Source organism: Pedobacter sp. MC2016-15 (assembly GCF_026239695.1).
In the GTDB taxonomy this organism is placed as follows: Bacteria; Bacteroidota; Bacteroidia; order Sphingobacteriales; family Sphingobacteriaceae; genus Pedobacter.
In genome coordinates, this window is record NZ_JAPIVS010000008.1 from 39,520 (window position 1) to 57,128 (window position 17,609).

The following is a 17,609-nucleotide window of genomic DNA, read 5'->3' on the forward strand; positions in this document are numbered from 1 at the left end:
CAGGGAAAGCTCCGGTTCCAGACACCCCAGGATCAGTATAAAAGATAGAGATGGTAAATCAATGCCTTCTGCTGCGTTTCAGCAGTAGCCAGCATTGATTTACCACCTCTATCTTTTATAGATATATCCCCTTACAGCGTGCTCATATCTATTACAAACCTGTAATGTACATCTCCCGAAAGCGTTCTTTCATAAGCTTCATTGATCTGATTGATATTGATCATTTCCACATCAGAAGTGATATTGTGCTCTGCACAGTAATCCAGCATTTCCTGAGTCTCTTTGATACCGCCAACCAGTGAACCCACAAGGCTGCGGCGGCCAAAGATCAGTCCTGCAGGACTCACAGATGCCGGTACAGGCGGAACGCCCAGCAGCACCATCACTCCGTTTGTTTTTAACAGGGCCAGGTATTCATCGTAATCATGTTCCGCAGAAACCGTATCGATAATAAAATCAAAGGTACCTGCCAGTTCTTTCATGGTGTTCTTGTCAGTAGTCAGCTTGAAATGGTGTGCGCCCAGTTCCTCGGCATCTTTTTCTTTTTTTGGAGAACGGCTGAGCATTGTCACTTCAGCTCCCATAGAAGAGGCCAGTTTCACCGCCATATGTCCCAGACCACCTAAACCCACAACTGCCAGTTTATGGCCTTTTTTAACACCCCAATGGCGTAATGGAGAATAAGTTGTAATCCCAGCACATAATAGAGGAGCTACTTTTTCAAGAGGTAATTTGTCCGATACCGAAAGAACGAAATCCTGGGTAACTACGATAGAGCTGGAATAACCACCATAAGTGATTGTTTTTTTATCCTGCTCATAAGCATTGTACGTTTGGGTGTGCCCGTTTTCGCAGTATTGTTCCTGGTCATCTTTGCAGCTTTCGCAATGGCCGCATGAATCTACAAAACATCCTACTCCTACAGTATCGCCTTCTTTAAATTTACTTACATTTTCTCCTACACGAGTTACAGTACCCACAATTTCGTGACCAGGCACTACAGGATACATTGTTCCTCCCCACTCGTTACGTGCCGTGTGGATATCAGAGTGGCAAACGCCACAGTATAAAATTTTGATCTCTACATCATCTGCTCCCGGCTCGCGGCGATCGAGGGCATATGGTGCCAATGGTGATTCTGCACTTTGTGCAGCATAAGATTTTGCTGATGTCATTATTCAATTATTTAGAAGTTCGTACATGAAATACAAACAGTCTACACTAATGTTTGAACATTAAAATTAAAAATTCATTTTCTCCTTTTGTATAATGATAAGCGCATAAATAGTTAAACAATTATGCTCAAATGATGTTGATAGGGCATATGGTTAAAAAATTCCGAAGCCGAAAGCCAGGGGTAACAGTTGCTCTCATACTTGCTTTCACCCTTATGTTTGTGGTACAATCCTGTAAAAAAAGCCGTTCAGATCTTGGAAAGATTCTGTATACGGAAACAGGAAATAAGGTGTATAAAAATATTGAAAACGATGCTTTTGCTGAAGTGTTAAAAAAAACGCTAAAGGAACAGCAATCAAGTTTCAGTTATCCAAAACTGATGAATGCCTTTTATGAGAAAAACGGGTACGAACCTGCTCTGGTCCTGCAGCATCTTAAAGGAAAGGAATTGCAGCAGCTGCAACACTATTTTGATACTGCCGCAGATCATGGCTTAGCTCCGGAGTTCTTCAAAGCAAAAGAATACAGGGAACTTACCGATCAGGTTTATGATAAATCCGGTGTGAAGACTGTTGAGGAGGCCTATCAGGAAATTGCCAGACTTGAATTACTTGTGGCTAATTCACTGATCAGGTATAGCAATGCGCTTCAGTATGGAGTGATCAGTCCTAAACGCATCTATGCGAACTACTTTACCGATACTAAAAGACCCGACAGTGCTTCGGTAAGCCGTATTTTTGCGATCAGGGATCTTAAGGTTTATCTGGATAGTATACAACCAAAAGATGAACAATATCTTGCTCTTCAAAAAGTGTTGAAAGAGAAAACTGCTGCTCCAGGAATGCAGGCCGATGAAACCCAGAAAATAATCAAACTTAACCTGGAGAGGTTAAGATGGAGGAACAAGCCGGAGGGCGATAAATATGTAGTGGTAAATATTGCGGATTACAGGCTTGACGTAATGGAGGAAGGTAAATCTATGTTGAACATGAAAGTATGTGTGGGAGAGGGAAGAAACAAAGACTTTAAAGATAATATACAGGAATATGATGAAAATGACCTGAAGAAAGACAGGCCTTTTTCAAGAGAAACGCCGCAATTGAATAGTCTCATCCATAGTGTACAGGTAAACCCTGTTTGGAATATTCCGGAGAGTATTGCTACCAAAGAGATCTCTAAATATGCCGCAGCGGACAAATTTTATTTGTCAAACCACAATATCGATGTCTTTGAGAAAGGAAAATTGGTAGAAGACCCGGAAACGATCGACTGGTCGGCCGGAGATGCGGGTAAAAAATACCAGTTTAAGCAGCGTCCGGGAGAAGATAACTCATTAGGTAAGATCAAATTCCTGTTTAATAACCAAAGTGCGGTTTATCTGCATGATACCCCTGCCAAAGCCGCTTTTAACCAATCTATGCGTGCAGTAAGCCATGGATGTGTACGTTTGGAGAAACCACTGGAATTTGCTGAAGCCCTGTTCGGAGAAGGTGCTAAATTTGAACAGATTAAAAAGCAGATGTCAGATACCGTAGCCAAGGCAACGGATATCTCCTTACCTGCAAAGGTGCCGGTATATCTCACTTACTTTACATCATGGGTGGATCCTGCGGGAACCGTACAGGTAAGAAAAGATGTGTACGGCCTGGATATTGTTTTATATACGCACCTGCAAAAAGCAGGTGCGCTATAATCAGCATTATAATTTTGCAGTGATCAGCGTATCCTTTACCTGCAACACACTGTCTTTGTTTACCAGTGCGGCGGTTGCCGCCAGATGTGCGTTCAGATATTTCGAAGCATAAGACCTGTCATTACCATTGATAAAGATGACGGTCTTACCTTCGATGGTATTTATGACCAGGTCTGAAAGTTCTGGCGCAACGGCAGGGCATCCCTGACTGCGGCCTAATCTTCCCAGCTGATTGATCGTGCCCTGGCTAACATAAGCTGCACCGTGAACTACGATAGATCTTTTGCGTGCATTAGCATTAAAACCTTCGTCCATACCATCCAATCGCAAAGAGCGACCGTGTTTACCGCGGTAAACTTCAGCAGTTACATAGAAGCCCAGGCTGCTTTCGTTAGAATCATTGATATCAGAAAAGCGCGTGGCCAGGTCATCGCCGCTGCGTGAACCATGAGCTACCCAGGTATTCAGTAAGAGAGAGTCTCTGTTCAGATCAATGATCCACAGACGTTTCTTTGTACTGTTCTGTTCCATATCTGCAATCGTCAAAATCGATTTATCAGCAGATATCTTCCCACTGTTTTTCAGATTATAAAACCCTGTTAAAGCTTTTTCAAAAACCTCAGGTTTTAAGCCGGTCTGATCCAGGTGCGCTGCAGCATAGATTCTGTTGACATGTAACATGTACAGTGAATCTTCGGTAACAATTTCAGCCGGTTTGGTCGTTTGTGTTGATGGAACCCAGCTGATAATGGTAAGTGCAAGTGTGCTAAGGATAATTCCTGCTCCGCCTAAAAGGTATTTTCTCATAGAATTTGGTTTAAGTACTATGTGGTGATACAATTAATTAGGTAACGTTTTAATCAGATATTAAAAGTTTTTGGTGAGGCTTTTTAGATTTTTGTTAAACAAATATACAACAATGTTACAAACAAAAAAAATGTCCTTCATATAATTACGTGCTGATGACTTTGTTAACTCCTTAAATTCCAGCTTGAAAAAAGGTTTTTTCTTAATTTTGCTGCCCGATTAGATCAATTCTGATTTTGTAGAAAATTATGTGTCGTTCAGCTGCTGTATCCTCTTTTATTATTGCTATTGCATTCTCATTTATATTCCTCACACCTTCCAGAGCCCAGAATAACTGGACGTTATCAACGCAGCATGAAGGTATCAGTGTTTATACCAGGCCTGCCTCAAATCCCAAATTAAAAGCTATTAAGGTGGTGAGCTTAATACCGGCCAGCAGTTCACAGTTACTGGCAGCCATCATGGATATTGAAACGTGTGACGAGTGGGTATATCACAGTAAAAAAAATATAATGATTAAGCAGATTTCAGCACTGGACCTCATTTACTATTCTGAGCTGGACGTGCCTTGGCCATGCGAAAACCGTGATTATGTAGTCCATGTTCAGGCTTCACAAAATGCGCAGACAAAAGTGATTACTGTAAATTCTCCATGTATCCCAGGGTATGTTCCTGTGAAAGATAAAATTGTGCGTATACCTCATTCTGTGGGTTACTGGACGATCACACCACAGGCTAAAAATCAGGTACGTGCAGAATATGTGCTGGAGGTAGATCCCATGGGCACTATACCGGCCTGGCTGATTAACCTCTTTGCCACAAAAGGACCTCTTGAAACCTTTAAGGGGTTAAAAGTACATGTACAGCAGGATAAATATAAAAATACGGTGTATCCGCAGATTACCGATTAATCCCTCATGAGCAGGTCTACCGTTGCATTCGCATCGTTGATGATAGCTGCAGGATAATCGTTAATTTCGAGAATCTTAATAGCATTCCGCGTCTTTAAAGGCCCTTTTTTGATCTTGTGATCAAAAAGTAGTTCTTCTTCTGCTACAGTTTCCGTAAAGTGATAAAGGTCGTATTCTGATTTAAGGAGTTCATTCAGCTCCGTATCATGCGTTGACACAAAAACCAGGTTGTTATTTTTTGCAAGATAGGATAGAATGGCTTTTCCGGCGGATACCCTTTCAATGGTATTGGTACCTTTAAAGATTTCATCGAGGATAAAAAAACTCGGGGCTTCGTTGCGGGATTCCTGTATAAACTCTTTGATGATCCTCATCTCCTCAAAATAATAGCTTTTCTCTTCCAGCAGGCTGTCAGATATAGTGATCGAGGAGAATATCTTTGAATAGGGCATCACAAACTTGTCGGCAAGACAGGTGAGTAGTGTTTGTCCCAGGATCATATTGATACCTACCGATCGTATAAAAGTAGTTTTCCCCGACATATTTGATCCTGTCAGCAGCAGATTCTTCTGCTCAAGGTGCAGGTCGTTAGGTACACAATCAGCAATAAGCGGATGTCTGACAGCCAATACTTCCAAGCCGATGGTACTGTTAAATACGGGTTTGCAGTAATGATCGAGTGAGGATCTGAAAGCTGCAACAGATATAGCAGTATCAACTGTCCCGATGAACTTAAAAAGGTCTTTAAGTTTTTCCTTCTTTTCTCTGAGGGAGTCAATAATAGAATAAAAGGAGATAATCTCGATATTAAAAGCAATTTTAAGCAGCTCAAAAACCAGGAAGCCCACGATAGCAGCATCTCCTTCGGCCATATTATCCAGCTTAACCCCGATCATTTTCCTTTTCAGAGGTGTAAGTTCCCTGATGAGTAGTCCCGTATCTGGAAAATGAGTGCTGATTTTTGGCTCGGCATCCAGTGATTTGGCGGTATCAAAAGCTTTCAGAAATTCTCCAAGAGAGGATGTATGTACACTGACATTGTTTTTGTTCCAGTAATGGATGCCGGAGTTAATAATGAAGACCCCTCCAAACACCAGAAAGGCCGTAGGGTAAAAGAAACCGGCAAGCAGACAGGCTATATTCAAAAATGTCAGCAAATAGATCAGAGGCATAAATTCAGGGCGATCGATTTTTTTTGCATATACAAGGTCCTGAAAATAATAGGAGTCATTTTTCTCCAGTTTCTGCAGGATGACCTGAGTGTTCAGCCGCAATTCTTCATCGTCCGCCATGAGTTCAGCAAAAGCATCCTGCACCATTAGGGCATCCGTATTTTTGTCGAGCGTACGTAATCTGGCATATAAAAATTGCTGGCCAACACGTGATACTGTACGGTCAACAAGTTTAAAAACCTCGTTCAGATAGAGGTCGTTCGCCACTTTATCTGAGATCAGCTGAAGTTTTTCAGCAGAATCTGAAATGGTGTTCAGGAAATAGTTTTCTACGGAATCCAGATCAATATAGCGGCTGTTCTTCGGCTGGCCCCAATCCTGCCTCAACCTTTCACGGTTTGTTTTTTCGGCCAGCTTTTTATAAAAATAAACAAGCACGTAGATGATCAGAAGGGTAAGGATGATATAAAAGGCAATTAACATGTGAATAGGGTCGTATGAAACAGGGGCGAAATTTAAGGAATAATTATGTCATTTTTTCACGCTATTCACTACCATTTCTATATAGAATGTATATATTTGGGCTATAGAGATTCACAACATCTCTAAGCAAAACATTTCCTAACCAAGATTTATTGAAATGCAGAGTTTTAGAACGGAGTTTGAAAATCCGATAGTAGAAAAAGATATCATAGATCTTGAGCAGAAGATCCGTGCCTTTCGTGAAGGAAAAATTCACGATGAGAAGTTCCGCAGCCTAAGGCTTGCGCGTGGTGTTTACGGCCAGCGTCAGCCCGGAGTGCAAATGATCCGCATTAAACTTCCATTTGGAAAAGTTACTTTCCAGCAATTGCTGCGTATTGCTGATGTTTCTGATGAATACGGCAGTGGTAACCTCCATTTGACAACCAGACAAGACATACAGATCCACTATGTGAGTCTTGACCGTACGCCACAATTATGGGCTGAACTGGAACGCGATGATATCACCTTGCGTGAAGCTTGCGGAAATACAGTACGGAATGTAACCTCATCTCCTGATTCAGGTATTAATCCGGATGAGCCATTTGACGTGTCGCCCTATGCACAGGCGGTATTCAAATACTTTCTGCGTAACCCTATTTGTCAGGAAATGGGCAGGAAGATCAAAATTTCCTTCTCGTCTACATCAAAAGATACTGCATTCAGCTATATCCACGACCTTGGCTTTATTCCAAAGATCAATGCTGCCGGGGAGCGTGGTTTTAAGGTAATGTTTGCCGGAGGATTGGGTGCACAGCCATTTCTGGCGAGTGTGGCTCATGAATTTCTGCACGAAGACCTGATCATTCCTTATACAGAATCCGTTCTGCGGGTGTTCGATCGTTATGGTGAAAGAACCAACAGGAATAAGGCCCGTCTGAAATACCTGGTTCAAAAACTGGGATTGGAAGAAGTGAAAGCGCTGATTGCTGAAGAAGTTACAGCTAACAAATCTAAAGTATTTAAAATAGATACAGGTACAGTACCTCTGCCGGCATTCCCGGCTCCGGTTGCTGCTACGGATCTGAAGCCTGCTGATGAACACCATTATCAGCAATGGCTGGATACCAATGTTTTTGAACAAAAACAAAGTGGTTTCTATGGAGTATATATCAAAATCCCGAAAGGGGATATCAAAACTGATCATGCAAGGGTATTGGTAGAAGCTATCCGCCCATATGTGGCAGATGAAATCCGCATTACACAAAACCAGGGTTTGTTGTTAAAATTTGTACGTAAAGAAGCATTATTGCCACTGTATAACAACTTAAACGAACTCAACTATGCGGTCCCGGGATTCGACAGTATTGCGGATGTTACTACATGCCCTGGAACGGATACCTGTAATCTGGGTATCTCCAACAGTATGTCTCTAGCGGTAGTGCTTGAAAATGTCATCTATGATGAGTATCCTGACCTTGTTTATGATAAAGATATCAAGATCAAAATCAGCGGATGTATGAACTCCTGCGGACAACATGGACTTGCTCATATTGGTTTCCATGGGAGTTCTGTGAAGGCAAATGGTAAAGTTGTTCCTGCTGTACAGGTAATGCTGGGTGGCGGAACTGTGGGTGATGGAGAAGGCAGGGTAGCGGAGCGTGTGATCAAAACTCCTACCAAACGTGCACCAGCGGTGTTACGTGCGATACTTGACGATTTCAATTCGAACTCTGCGGAAGAAGAGAGTTTCCACCATTATTATGATGAAAAGGGAAAAGACTATTTCTATCAGATGTTGAAACCTATCGCGGACCTGACTACTTTACAGGATGCTGAATATGTAGACTGGGGCCACGAGGAAACATTTGAAACTGCAATTGGCGTAGGGGAATGTGCGGGCGTAGTAATCGACCTGGTGGCGACGCTTTTACTGGAAGGTGAAGAAAAATTGCAATGGGCTGGTGAAGCTTTCGAGAGAGGAGCCTGGTCTGATTCAATTTATCACTCTTACAGTGTGCTTGTAAACACTGCTAAAGCGCTGTTATTGGATAAAGGTATCAACAGCAGTACCCAAATTGGGATCATCAGAGAATTTGATGCTCATTTTGTGGATACTGCGGAAGTAGTTTTGCCTGAAAGCTTCAATGAATTTGTGCTGAAAATCAATAAAAATGAGCCTACTGAGGACTTTGCAATCACCTATCTGAATCAGGCGACTGATTTTTATAAAGCAATGGCGGCGAAAAGGGGCGCTGAGGTAAACTCATGATACAGTCCTCCAAAAGAAAAATCAGGGAACCCAGGATCACGCTCGTTGGCGCTGGTCCGGGAGATCCCGAACTCATCACCATGAAAGGTGCCAATGCGCTGAAGGATGCTGATGTGATCCTGTATGATGCACTCGTGAATGATCAGATTCTGGATTACGCTTCTGCAGATGCTATTAAGGTATTTGTTGGAAAACGTTCAGGTGCTCATTCCTCCTCTCAGGATGAGATCAATAAACTGATGGTAGATTACGCGCTTCATTATGGGCATGTTGTCCGTTTAAAAGGGGGCGACCCATTTGTTTTTGGACGTGGTTATGAAGAAATCAATTTTGCCGCCGGCTACAGTATTCCTGCACAGGTGATTCCTGGATTATCAAGTTCTATCTCTGTACCGGGATTACAACAAATTCCTGTCACACACAGAGGTTTGAGTGAAAGCTTCTGGGTTGTAACGGGTACTACAGCGTCGGGTGCAGTATCAAATGACCTGTATGAAGCGGTGCGGACTAAAGCTACGGTAGTGGTGCTTATGGGCCTCAACAAGCTGAAAGAGATTGTAAAGCTGTACCAGGCGGAGCATAAAAACAACCTGCCCGTAGCGGTTATCCAAAGTGGTTCTACAGATCATGAGCAGTTGGCCATTGGCATCGTAGATACGATAGTGGAATTGGTGGAAGAGAAAAAAATTACTGCACCTGCGATTATGGTATTTGGTGAAGTTGTTTCGCTGCATCCTGATTTTCAGCCTATCAGGGATTTTTTTGCAACCTTAAAAGAAGAGTTATAGCTTAGGGACGTGGAATTAGAAGGTAATCAGTTATTTCCTGTTTTTTTAAAGCTCAACCAGTTACATACTGTAATCATTGGTGCAGGTCCTGTTGGGCTTGAAAAGCTGACTGCCGTGCTCGCCCAGAGTGAGCAGGCCAGGATCACTATTATTGCTGAGGTCGTATGTGAGGAGGTCCGCCGGCTTGCGGAAGACTTATCCCAGATCAGCCTTTTTACAAAGAGTTACGAGGCCACTGATCTGATGCATGCAGACCTGGTAATCGCGGCTACAAATAACAATGTATTAAATGAAGAAATAAAGCGTGATGCCCATGCTTTAAAGTTGCTGGTGAACGTGGCCGATAAGCCCGATCTGTGCGACTTTTACCTGGGTTCTGTGGTAAAGAAAGGTGATCTGAAGATCGCCATCTCTACCAATGGAAAGTCGCCAACTATAGCAAAAAGATTAAAAGAACTGTTCACTGAGGCACTGCCAGCCGAATTGGATATTACACTGCAGCAAATGAGTCAATTCCGAAATACTTTAGAGGGGGATTTTAGTGCGAAAGTTAAGAAACTAAATGAGGTCAGTGCTGTACTGGTAGAGGCAGAGCAAAAAGCGGAGCTGAAAGCTGTTAAAGTCAGCAGCCCGTCTTATCCCAAATTCAGATTGCTGATCTGGCTGACGATCATTTTGTCGATCGCGGTGCTGGTTACTGTATTCTGGAACAGGGAGCCTGAATTTCAGGCCTTTGTAGCAGATATAAATCCATTGTTCTACTGGTTTCTGTTTGGAGGTTTTGTCTTTGCAATGATCGACGGGGCAATTGGTATGTCTTATGGTGTTACTTCAACGGCCTTCTCATTATCGATGGGCATACCACCGGCTTCGGCAAGTATGGGGGTGCATCTCTCGGAAGTACTGAGTTGCGGAATTGCCGGATGGATGCATTACCGGATGGGGAATATCAACTGGAAGCTTTTTAAGCTGCTGATCATTCCTGGCATCATCGGTGCTGTATCCGGTGCTTACCTCTTGTCCTCTCTGGAGCATTACAGTGCCTATACCAAACCATTTGTTTCGCTTTATACGCTGATCTTAGGATGGGTGATTCTGAAAAAAGCTTTTAACAAAACTGCTTTGGCCAAAGACGGGAAAATCAAAAAAATTGGCCTGTTAGGTCTTGGAGGTGGTTTTGTTGACGCTGTAGGTGGCGGGGGCTGGGGATCGATTGTGTTGTCGAGCCTGATTGCTGGTGGCAGAAATGCGAGATTTTCACTTGGAACTGTAAAACTAACGCGTTTTTTTATCGCATTGCTCAGTTCACTTACCTTTGTAACGATGCTCAAATCGGCACATTGGGAAGCTGTAGCAGGACTGGTCATCGGTAGTGCCCTGGCTGCACCAATAGCAGCAAAGGTTTCTAACCGCATCTCTGCAAAGAGCATCATGGTCTCAGTGGGTATCATCGTGATTGGAGTAAGCTTGAGAAGCATAATTTTGTTTATTTTAAAACTTATATAATGAAAGAATACCTGGAAGAGATTGCTGTACAGATAAAGGATATGGGACCCGTAGAGGCCATAGCTTTCCTTGCGCAGAAATTTCCCGGACAGATTACTTTCTCTACCAGCTTTGGCTGGGAAGATCAGGTAATCACAGATATGATATTCGCCAATGACCTTCCTGTAAAAGTTTTTACCCTTGAAACGGGCCGGTTATTTCCGGAAACTTATTATGTTTGGAACAGGACACTGGAAAACTATAATAAGCCAATCCATGCGTATTATCCGGATGTACAGGCTTTAGAGGATATGGTGTCAAAGAAAGGTCCGAGCAGTTTTTATGAGTCTGTAGAGAACAGAAAGGAATGCTGCCATATCCGTAAAATTGTGCCTTTGAAAAGGGCATTGAGCGGGAATAAGTTATGGGTTACAGGAATCAGGGCAGATCAATCGTTAAACCGTCATGATATGTCCAACCTGGAATGGGACGAGGGAAACCAGCTGGTGAAGTTTCATCCGATCTTTGAATGGACTTTGGAAGATGTTAAAGCCTATATTAAAAAGTATAATATTGTATACAATACGCTTCATGATCGCGGATTTCCAAGCATAGGCTGCGCACCTTGTACAAGGGCAGTGCAACCTGGTGAGGATTTCAGAGCCGGAAGATGGTGGTGGGAAGATCAATCGAAGAAAGAATGTGGTTTGCATGCCACGAAATAATGTAAAGCACATGAGTAAATATAACTTAGATTATTTAGACGAATTAGAAGCAGAGGCGATTCATATTCTGCGTGAGGTAGCCGGGCAGTTTGAGAAGCCGGCACTGTTGTTTTCTGGTGGTAAAGATTCGATTACCCTGGTCAGGCTTGCCGAAAAAGCATTCCGCCCGGGAAAATTCCCTTTCCCGCTGGTACACATTGACACAGGTCATAACTTTGAAGAAACGATTACTTACAGAGATCAGATGGTGGACCGTCTGGGCGAAAAGCTGATCGTCGGCTATGTACAGGAGTCGATCGATGAAGGCAAGGTGATTGAGCAGACGGGTAAAAATGCGAGCAGAAATGCACTGCAAACGGTTACCCTGCTGGACACTATTGCCAAACATGGGTTTGATGCCTGTATTGGTGGTGCAAGACGAGATGAAGAGAAAGCAAGGGCCAAAGAAAGAATCTTTTCTGTAAGGGATGAATTCGGACAATGGGACCCTAAACGCCAGCGTCCGGAGCTATGGAATATCTATAATGGTAAAATCCATAAAGGTGAAAATGTAAGGGTATTTCCGATCAGTAACTGGACGGAGCTTGATGTATGGAACTATATCCGCAGGGAGAAAATGGACCTTCCTTCCATCTATTTTGCGCATAAAAGAGATACGATTACCAGAAATGGCCAGTTGATGGCTGCTTCTCCGTTTTTGAACATGGATGAAGCCGATGTAGTTACAAACCGTATGGTAAGATTCCGCACGGTGGGCGACATGAGCTGCACTGCAGCTGTTGAATCTGAAGCTGATCAGATTGACGATATTATCGAAGAGATCAGCGCTTCAAAAATAAGTGAACGTGGTGCCCGTCTAGACGATAAAGTATCGGAAGCAGCAATGGAAGACCGCAAAAAAGGAGGATACTTTTAATGAATATACTAAAATTTTTTACTGCAGGAAGTGTTGATGACGGGAAAAGTACGCTGATCGGGCGCTTGTTATATGATACTGATTCTATCCTGGCAGACCAGCTTGAAGCTTTACAAACCTCCAACCGCAAGAATGATGATGGTTCTATTGACCTTGCTATCCTGACTGACGGACTACGTGCAGAGCGTGAGCAGGGCATTACGATTGATGTGGCTTACAAATATTTCCAAACGGAGAAACGGAAGTTTATCATCGCTGATACGCCCGGCCATATTCAGTATACCCGCAATATGGTTACCGGTGCTTCTACTGCAAACCTGGCAATTATCCTGATTGATGCAAGAAATGGTGTGGTTGAGCAAACGATCCGCCACTCGTATCTGGTTTCATTGTTAGGAGTTAGCCATGTGGTGATCTGTGTCAATAAAATGGATATGGAAGATTACAGTGAAGAAGTTTTTAACAACATCACTGAAAAATATAAATCTTTGCTGTCTTCAAACCTTAAGCTGAATGATGTAACGTTCATTCCTGTGAGTGCCTTAAAGGGAGATAATATTGTGAATCTTTCTGAAAATATGCCATGGTACAAAGGAGCGAGCTTACTGGATTTTCTGGAAACTGTTGAAGTAACAGGCGAGCAGACTTCAGATTACGCAAGGATGCCTGTGCAATGGGTGATTCGTCCGCAGACCGATGAATTGCATGATTACAGAGGATATGCTGGCAGGGTTCTGAGTGGAACGTTTAAGGTGAATGATAAAGTTACGGTATTGCCTTCAGGCAGTAGTTCGGTAATTGATAAGATCGAAGTTTTTGATAAAGCACCTGAAGAGGTGTCTGCAGGAATGTCTGTCACCTTGCATCTGAAAGACAATATCGATATCAGCAGGGGCGATGTATTGGTGAATTCCGGATCGCTGCCACAGAGTTCGCAGCTTATTGAAGCTGATCTCTGCTGGATGGATAACAAGCCAATGGATGATTCTATTACTTATTTATTACAGCATAACAGTAAACTGACCAAATGTAAGGTGCGCGAGATTCTGTATAAAGTGAATATCAATACACTGGAAAAAGAAGATACGCATGAGTTTAAACTAAATGATATCGGCAGGGTGGTGATTAAAACCGCAGATGAACTGGCGTATGATTTATACTCGGAGAATAAAGCTAATGGTTCAGCGATTTTGATCGACAGCAGGACAAACCTGACGGTTGGTGCACTGATGTTCAGAGCCGTGGCAGATTAATCTGGCTTACAAATCTTAGAGGCCAGAAGATTTTCTGGCTTCGCCAAAAAAAACAAACCCTCTTTTCAATGCTGTACACTGCTGAAACGCAGCAGAAGGCATTGAAAAGAGGGTTTGTTTTTTTGGTTTATCCTGTAGCGGGGTGGCATTTATTCAGGATTAATGTTATCTTGAAAAGAAATAACCAAATATATATTAAATGGATTTACTGTACGTACTCGCCGGAATTATCGTTTTGCTCTTTCTTATTCTGAAAAAACTAAATCCCATGCTGTCTCTCCTGATTGTTTCTGTGCTGACGGGGCTGATGCTGGGACTTCCCGTTCAAAAGGTAATGACCTCCATTACCAATGGAATTGGAAGTACGCTGGGGGGAATGGTCATGGTGCTGGCGTTGGGAGCGATGGTTGGTAAGCTGGCGGAAGACAGCGGTGCAGCAAAAAAGATTGTGTATGTGCTGATCAGGGTATTTGGCACCGCAAATATACAATGGGCCGTACTAATGACAGGGGTGCTTGTTGGTATTCCATTATTTTACAATGCGGGATTTGTAGTCCTTATCACTTTGGTTTTCAGCATTGCGTCGGCAGCTAAATTACCCAGGCTATATGTCGGTATCCCGATGGCTGCGGCATTATCCGTTACCCATGGTTTTCTACCTCCGCATCCGGGTCCCGTAGCACTGGCCAGTATCTTCCATGCAGATATCGGAAAGACACTGATCTATGGTCTGATGATCAGTCTGCCCCTGGCAGTAATTGCCGGAGTCTTTTTTCCGCGATTGGTGATTAAGCTTCCTAAAAGAAATCCCATTGGCAGACAGACCGGGCAAACAGGGGATAATTCTGAGTTTGCTGAACAGGTGGAAACTATTGAAGAAGATGAGGGATTGCCTTCAGCGTTCAAAAGTTTTGTTACGGCGCTTTCTCCTATATTTTTTATTGCACTTGGTACCATCGGAGGGTTGCTGAGTTCAGATCCGGGTGTGAAAAATCTGTTTACCTTCATTGCAGATCCAAATGTCGCCCTGATTTTTGCCATTATCATCAACTTGTTTTTATTGCAGATTCCTATTCAGAAAGCAATGGATTCTTGTGCCGAGGGAGTTAAAAGCATTGCGATGATTATTCTCATTATCGCTGCCGGAGGAGCATTTAAGCAGATTCTTGTAGACAGCGGCATTGGTGAGCAGGTGAAAGCCCTGACGGCCGGTCTGTCAGTATCTCCATTGTTGTTGGGCTGGCTGATTGCTGCTTTGCTGCGTATTACGCTTGGTTCGGCTACTGTCGCTGCACTTACCGCATCGGGAATGGTGATACCACTGATTGGGGTTGGCGCACCGGCTGAACTCATGGTTTTAGCGGTAGGTGCCGGAAGCCTGATGTTATCACATGTGAATGATACGGGTTTCTGGATGTTCAAGGAATATTTTAATCTAAGTCTGAAGGATACATTCAAGACCTGGACAGTGATGGAAAGCCTGATTTCTGTACTGGGACTGGTGGGAGTACTTGTCCTGAATTACTGGGTTTAAGACCAGCAGCAGACTATAAAAAAGAAACGGGGATCATCCAAGTTGGATAATCCCCGTCATCTAATTAACGCTCTCATATACATAAGCGTTTAAAAATGGATAATATTGTGCAGGGGCATAATTATTTTTATTTTTTTTGAATCCATTATCAATTGCCGGATTTTACTCTTTTCTGTTCTGATTCTGATCCGGTACTATGTGCCCTCACCGCTTTGATCAGACTGCTTCCAAAATTATAGCTGAAGGTTAATCTGAATATTCTGCTTTCCTGTTTTTGGTAAAGCTGGTAATCCTGACTTGCAATGGTACTGCTGACTCTCGCTCTTAGGGTATTGAACAGATCATTTGCTGCTACTTTTATACTGGCCTTCTGATTGGCAAAAGACCTGCTGATTCCCAGATCGATGCTATACAGGGGCTTCAGGGCATAAGTTCCGTAAACCTGGGCAGACTGGTAATTGCCGGATAGTTCGGCACTGAGCTGCGGGTTGATGCTAAAAGTGTGTATGCTGCTGAGAAGAAATGTGGTTTTCCCACTTTGAAAGGGTACGCCCGACAAACCTGGAGATTTAAAACTGGTATAGTATACTGTTGCATTGTTGGAAGAGTTCCACCATTTACTGATTGGAACGGGCATACTTGCGTTGACATTGTAGGTCTGCTGACTGGCCAGGTTCTGATCTTTGATGATCAGCGTTTTTGCGATGGTATCTGTCAGCAGAGTTGTAGTGATCACATCTCTTGTATGACTGTAGCCAAGTGTTACGTTCAGTGTTTTTTTATAAGCATACGTCAGCTCAAATGCATTTGTATATTGTGGACTCAGGAATGGGTTTCCCTGATTATAGGTATAGAGGTCTGAGAAATATAGAAATGGATTGAGCGACTGGTAATCCGGCCGGTCGATTCTCATGCTGTAAGACAATCCCAGATCATGTGATTCCGATAATTTCTGCAGGACAGAGAGATTGGGAAACACATTAAAATAGTTTCTGGTTAGCTTGCTCATGGTAGTAGGGGAATTACTTTCAGTGTGAGTTAGTTCAGCACGAAGGCCCAGCTGAAGTGTAGTAGATGTCAATTCTTTACTGAAATTGACATACGCTGCATTGATTTGTTCTTTATAATTGAATGTATTGCTTTGGGAAGGATCATTGGTCCAGCTGCTTCCCTCCAGGTTTTCAAATTGAAAATCGTTTTTAGTGTTTACGCTGCTGCTTTTGATACCTGTCTCCAACTTCGTCTGAGCGTTCAAGGGATGTATATAATCGATTTTTCCGGTCCAAATATTTACTTTGGATGGAGTGGCATTACGGAAGATCAGTGGAGCTTTTGAAGGCAGACCGGAACTGTTGTAAAAGTAGTTGTTGTAAACTGAGGAGTTATTATTTTGAAAACGCGAAAAGTCCAGGTCGGCACTGAGTTCCTGACATGATGTATCGAGAACTGACTTGTAATTGAGGTTATAAGATTGATTGATGTAATGAGAGCGTACAGGATTTAGCGCAAGCACAGTTGAATCTATGATGGATGGCTGATTTCCAATGGCAGTTTGGTTGTCACTCCATCCTTTGTTATAGTTGGTATAGCCATTAAAGACTGCCCCAATCGTATTGTGATCATTGATGAAATAATCAATTCCGGCTTTATAAGTATTGTTATTTCTGGTTGTAACTTCTCGTCCTGTTTGATTAAAATAGGTGTGCTGGCCAGCAGATAGGTTACTTCGTTTTACCGCGAGATCCTGAAAGTCCTTATTGTTTGCATAATCATAATTCCCGAAAATATTTAGTTGACCTGACCGGTGGTTTAATTGAACTCCTCCATTGCTTTTATGAAAACTTCCATAGCCAAGGCCAGCGGACAGCGTGCCATTTGTTCCATAACTTTCGTTTTTCTTCAGTTTGATATTGATTATTCCCGCACTTCCTGAAGCATCATACTTTGAGCCGGGCTGACTCATCAGTTCAATACTTTCTATTGTGTTACTATTTGTGGCCCTCAGTAAAGCAGCCAGTTGCGCTGCTGAAAGATAATTGAGTTTGCCATTAACCATGATACTTACCCCATTTTTGCCACGTAAACTGATATTGCCCTCCTGATCAATGCTTACACCAGGTGCCTTCGCCAGTATTTCCATAGCAGTATTGCCGGCTGCAAGGATGCTATTGGCGACATTCATAATCACTTTACCATTTTTATTTTCTATCAGAGGTTTTCTGCTGTTGATGTTTACCGTTTTTAGCTGAATACTGTCTCTGACAAGAACCAGACTGTCTGAGACTGGACCGGAATGTTTTTTTTGTGTGGTATCCTTTTGCTGGGTTTGTCCGTAAGCATGGGAAATACTCAGAAATAAAACAGGTACAAATAATGAAAAATAAGTAAATGGTTTTTGCATACCGGATTTGATGA

13 protein-coding genes are annotated in these 17,609 nt (G+C 42.8%); 9 read left to right on the forward strand and 4 right to left on the reverse strand.

Annotated elements, in window-relative coordinates; all coding sequences use genetic code 11:
- Positions 1-131 precede the first annotated feature (131 nt).
- Positions 132-1,175, reverse strand: coding sequence for an NAD(P)-dependent alcohol dehydrogenase (locus tag OQY15_RS20100; protein ID WP_265793746.1), 1,044 nt, complete (start codon positions 1,173-1,175; stop codon positions 132-134).
- Between the two features lie 215 nt (positions 1,176-1,390).
- Between OQY15_RS20100 and OQY15_RS20105 the strand changes: the two genes are divergently transcribed.
- Positions 1,391-2,869 (forward strand): L,D-transpeptidase family protein, encoded by a 1,479-nt coding sequence (locus OQY15_RS20105; protein ID WP_265793749.1) that lies wholly within the window; start codon positions 1,391-1,393, stop codon positions 2,867-2,869.
- Positions 2,870-2,875: 6 nt separating this feature from the next.
- Here OQY15_RS20105 and OQY15_RS20110 read toward each other — a convergent pair whose 3' ends face one another.
- Positions 2,876-3,676 carry a murein L,D-transpeptidase catalytic domain family protein gene (locus tag OQY15_RS20110; RefSeq protein WP_265793751.1) on the reverse strand — a complete coding sequence of 267 codons (801 nt, stop codon included), beginning with the start codon at positions 3,674-3,676 and terminating at the stop codon, positions 2,876-2,878.
- Positions 3,677-3,924: 248 nt separating this feature from the next.
- On the opposite strand from OQY15_RS20110, the gene OQY15_RS20115 reads away from it, so the two are divergent.
- A complete protein-coding gene (locus tag OQY15_RS20115; RefSeq protein WP_265793752.1) occupies positions 3,925-4,587 on the forward strand; it encodes an START domain-containing protein in 663 nt (220 codons plus the stop codon).
- On the opposite strand, the gene OQY15_RS20120 is transcribed toward OQY15_RS20115, so the two are convergent.
- Entirely contained in the window at positions 4,584-6,242 is a 1,659-nt protein-coding gene (locus OQY15_RS20120) for a hypothetical protein (protein WP_265793753.1), read from the reverse strand. The genes OQY15_RS20115 and OQY15_RS20120 overlap by 4 nt on opposite strands.
- A gap of 157 nt (positions 6,243-6,399) precedes the next feature.
- Here OQY15_RS20120 and OQY15_RS20125 point away from each other — a divergent pair, with 157 nt between their 5' ends.
- The 7 genes from OQY15_RS20125 (at position 6,400) to OQY15_RS20155 (ending at position 15,194) form a co-directional block, all read left to right on the forward strand.
- Positions 6,400-8,493, forward strand: a complete 2,094-nt coding sequence (locus OQY15_RS20125; RefSeq protein WP_265793755.1) for a HEPN domain-containing protein — start codon at positions 6,400-6,402, stop codon at positions 8,491-8,493.
- A complete protein-coding gene (gene cobA, locus OQY15_RS20130; RefSeq protein WP_265793757.1) occupies positions 8,490-9,281 on the forward strand; it encodes a uroporphyrinogen-III C-methyltransferase in 792 nt (263 codons plus the stop codon). Before OQY15_RS20125 ends, cobA begins: the two co-directional genes overlap by 4 nt.
- 9 nt (positions 9,282-9,290) lie before the next feature.
- On the forward strand, positions 9,291-10,787 hold the full coding sequence (locus OQY15_RS20135) for a TSUP family transporter (RefSeq protein WP_265793758.1): 1,497 nt from the start codon (positions 9,291-9,293) through the stop codon (positions 10,785-10,787).
- Positions 10,787-11,491, forward strand: coding sequence for a phosphoadenylyl-sulfate reductase (locus OQY15_RS20140; protein ID WP_265793760.1), 705 nt, complete (start codon positions 10,787-10,789; stop codon positions 11,489-11,491). The genes OQY15_RS20135 and OQY15_RS20140 overlap by 1 nt, the downstream gene beginning before the upstream one ends.
- Before the next feature lie 10 nt (positions 11,492-11,501).
- Positions 11,502-12,407 carry a sulfate adenylyltransferase subunit CysD gene (gene cysD, locus OQY15_RS20145; RefSeq protein WP_265793761.1) on the forward strand — a complete coding sequence of 302 codons (906 nt, stop codon included), beginning with the start codon at positions 11,502-11,504 and terminating at the stop codon, positions 12,405-12,407.
- The gene (locus OQY15_RS20150; RefSeq protein ID WP_265793763.1) at positions 12,407-13,660 is read left to right on the forward strand and encodes a GTP-binding protein; all 1,254 of its coding nucleotides are present in this window, start codon (positions 12,407-12,409) and stop codon (positions 13,658-13,660) included. Before cysD ends, OQY15_RS20150 begins: the two co-directional genes overlap by 1 nt.
- 199 nt (positions 13,661-13,859) lie before the next feature.
- Positions 13,860-15,194 (forward strand): gluconate:H+ symporter, encoded by a 1,335-nt coding sequence (locus OQY15_RS20155; protein WP_265793764.1) that lies wholly within the window; start codon positions 13,860-13,862, stop codon positions 15,192-15,194.
- 148 nt (positions 15,195-15,342) lie between these two features.
- Here the strand turns inward: OQY15_RS20155 and OQY15_RS20160 are convergent, their stop codons facing one another.
- Positions 15,343-17,595 carry an outer membrane beta-barrel family protein gene (locus OQY15_RS20160; RefSeq protein WP_265793766.1) on the reverse strand — a complete coding sequence of 751 codons (2,253 nt, stop codon included), beginning with the start codon at positions 17,593-17,595 and terminating at the stop codon, positions 15,343-15,345.
- Positions 17,596-17,609 lie beyond the last annotated feature (14 nt).

Coding starts and splice junctions, on each gene's coding strand:
- OQY15_RS20100 (WP_265793746.1), bottom strand. CDS start 1,175: ATGACATCAGCAAAATCTTATGCTGCACAAAGTGCAGAATCACCATTG.
- OQY15_RS20105 (WP_265793749.1), top strand. CDS start 1,391: ATGTTTGTGGTACAATCCTGTAAAAAAAGCCGTTCAGATCTTGGAAAG.
- OQY15_RS20110 (WP_265793751.1), bottom strand. CDS start 3,676: ATGAGAAAATACCTTTTAGGCGGAGCAGGAATTATCCTTAGCACACTT.
- OQY15_RS20115 (WP_265793752.1), top strand. CDS start 3,925: ATGTGTCGTTCAGCTGCTGTATCCTCTTTTATTATTGCTATTGCATTC.
- OQY15_RS20120 (WP_265793753.1), bottom strand. CDS start 6,242: ATGTTAATTGCCTTTTATATCATCCTTACCCTTCTGATCATCTACGTG.
- OQY15_RS20125 (WP_265793755.1), top strand. CDS start 6,400: ATGCAGAGTTTTAGAACGGAGTTTGAAAATCCGATAGTAGAAAAAGAT.
- cobA (WP_265793757.1), top strand. CDS start 8,490: ATGATACAGTCCTCCAAAAGAAAAATCAGGGAACCCAGGATCACGCTC.
- OQY15_RS20140 (WP_265793760.1), top strand. CDS start 10,787: ATGAAAGAATACCTGGAAGAGATTGCTGTACAGATAAAGGATATGGGA.
- cysD (WP_265793761.1), top strand. CDS start 11,502: ATGAGTAAATATAACTTAGATTATTTAGACGAATTAGAAGCAGAGGCG.
- OQY15_RS20150 (WP_265793763.1), top strand. CDS start 12,407: ATGAATATACTAAAATTTTTTACTGCAGGAAGTGTTGATGACGGGAAA.
- OQY15_RS20155 (WP_265793764.1), top strand. CDS start 13,860: ATGGATTTACTGTACGTACTCGCCGGAATTATCGTTTTGCTCTTTCTT.
- OQY15_RS20160 (WP_265793766.1), bottom strand. CDS start 17,595: ATGCAAAAACCATTTACTTATTTTTCATTATTTGTACCTGTTTTATTT.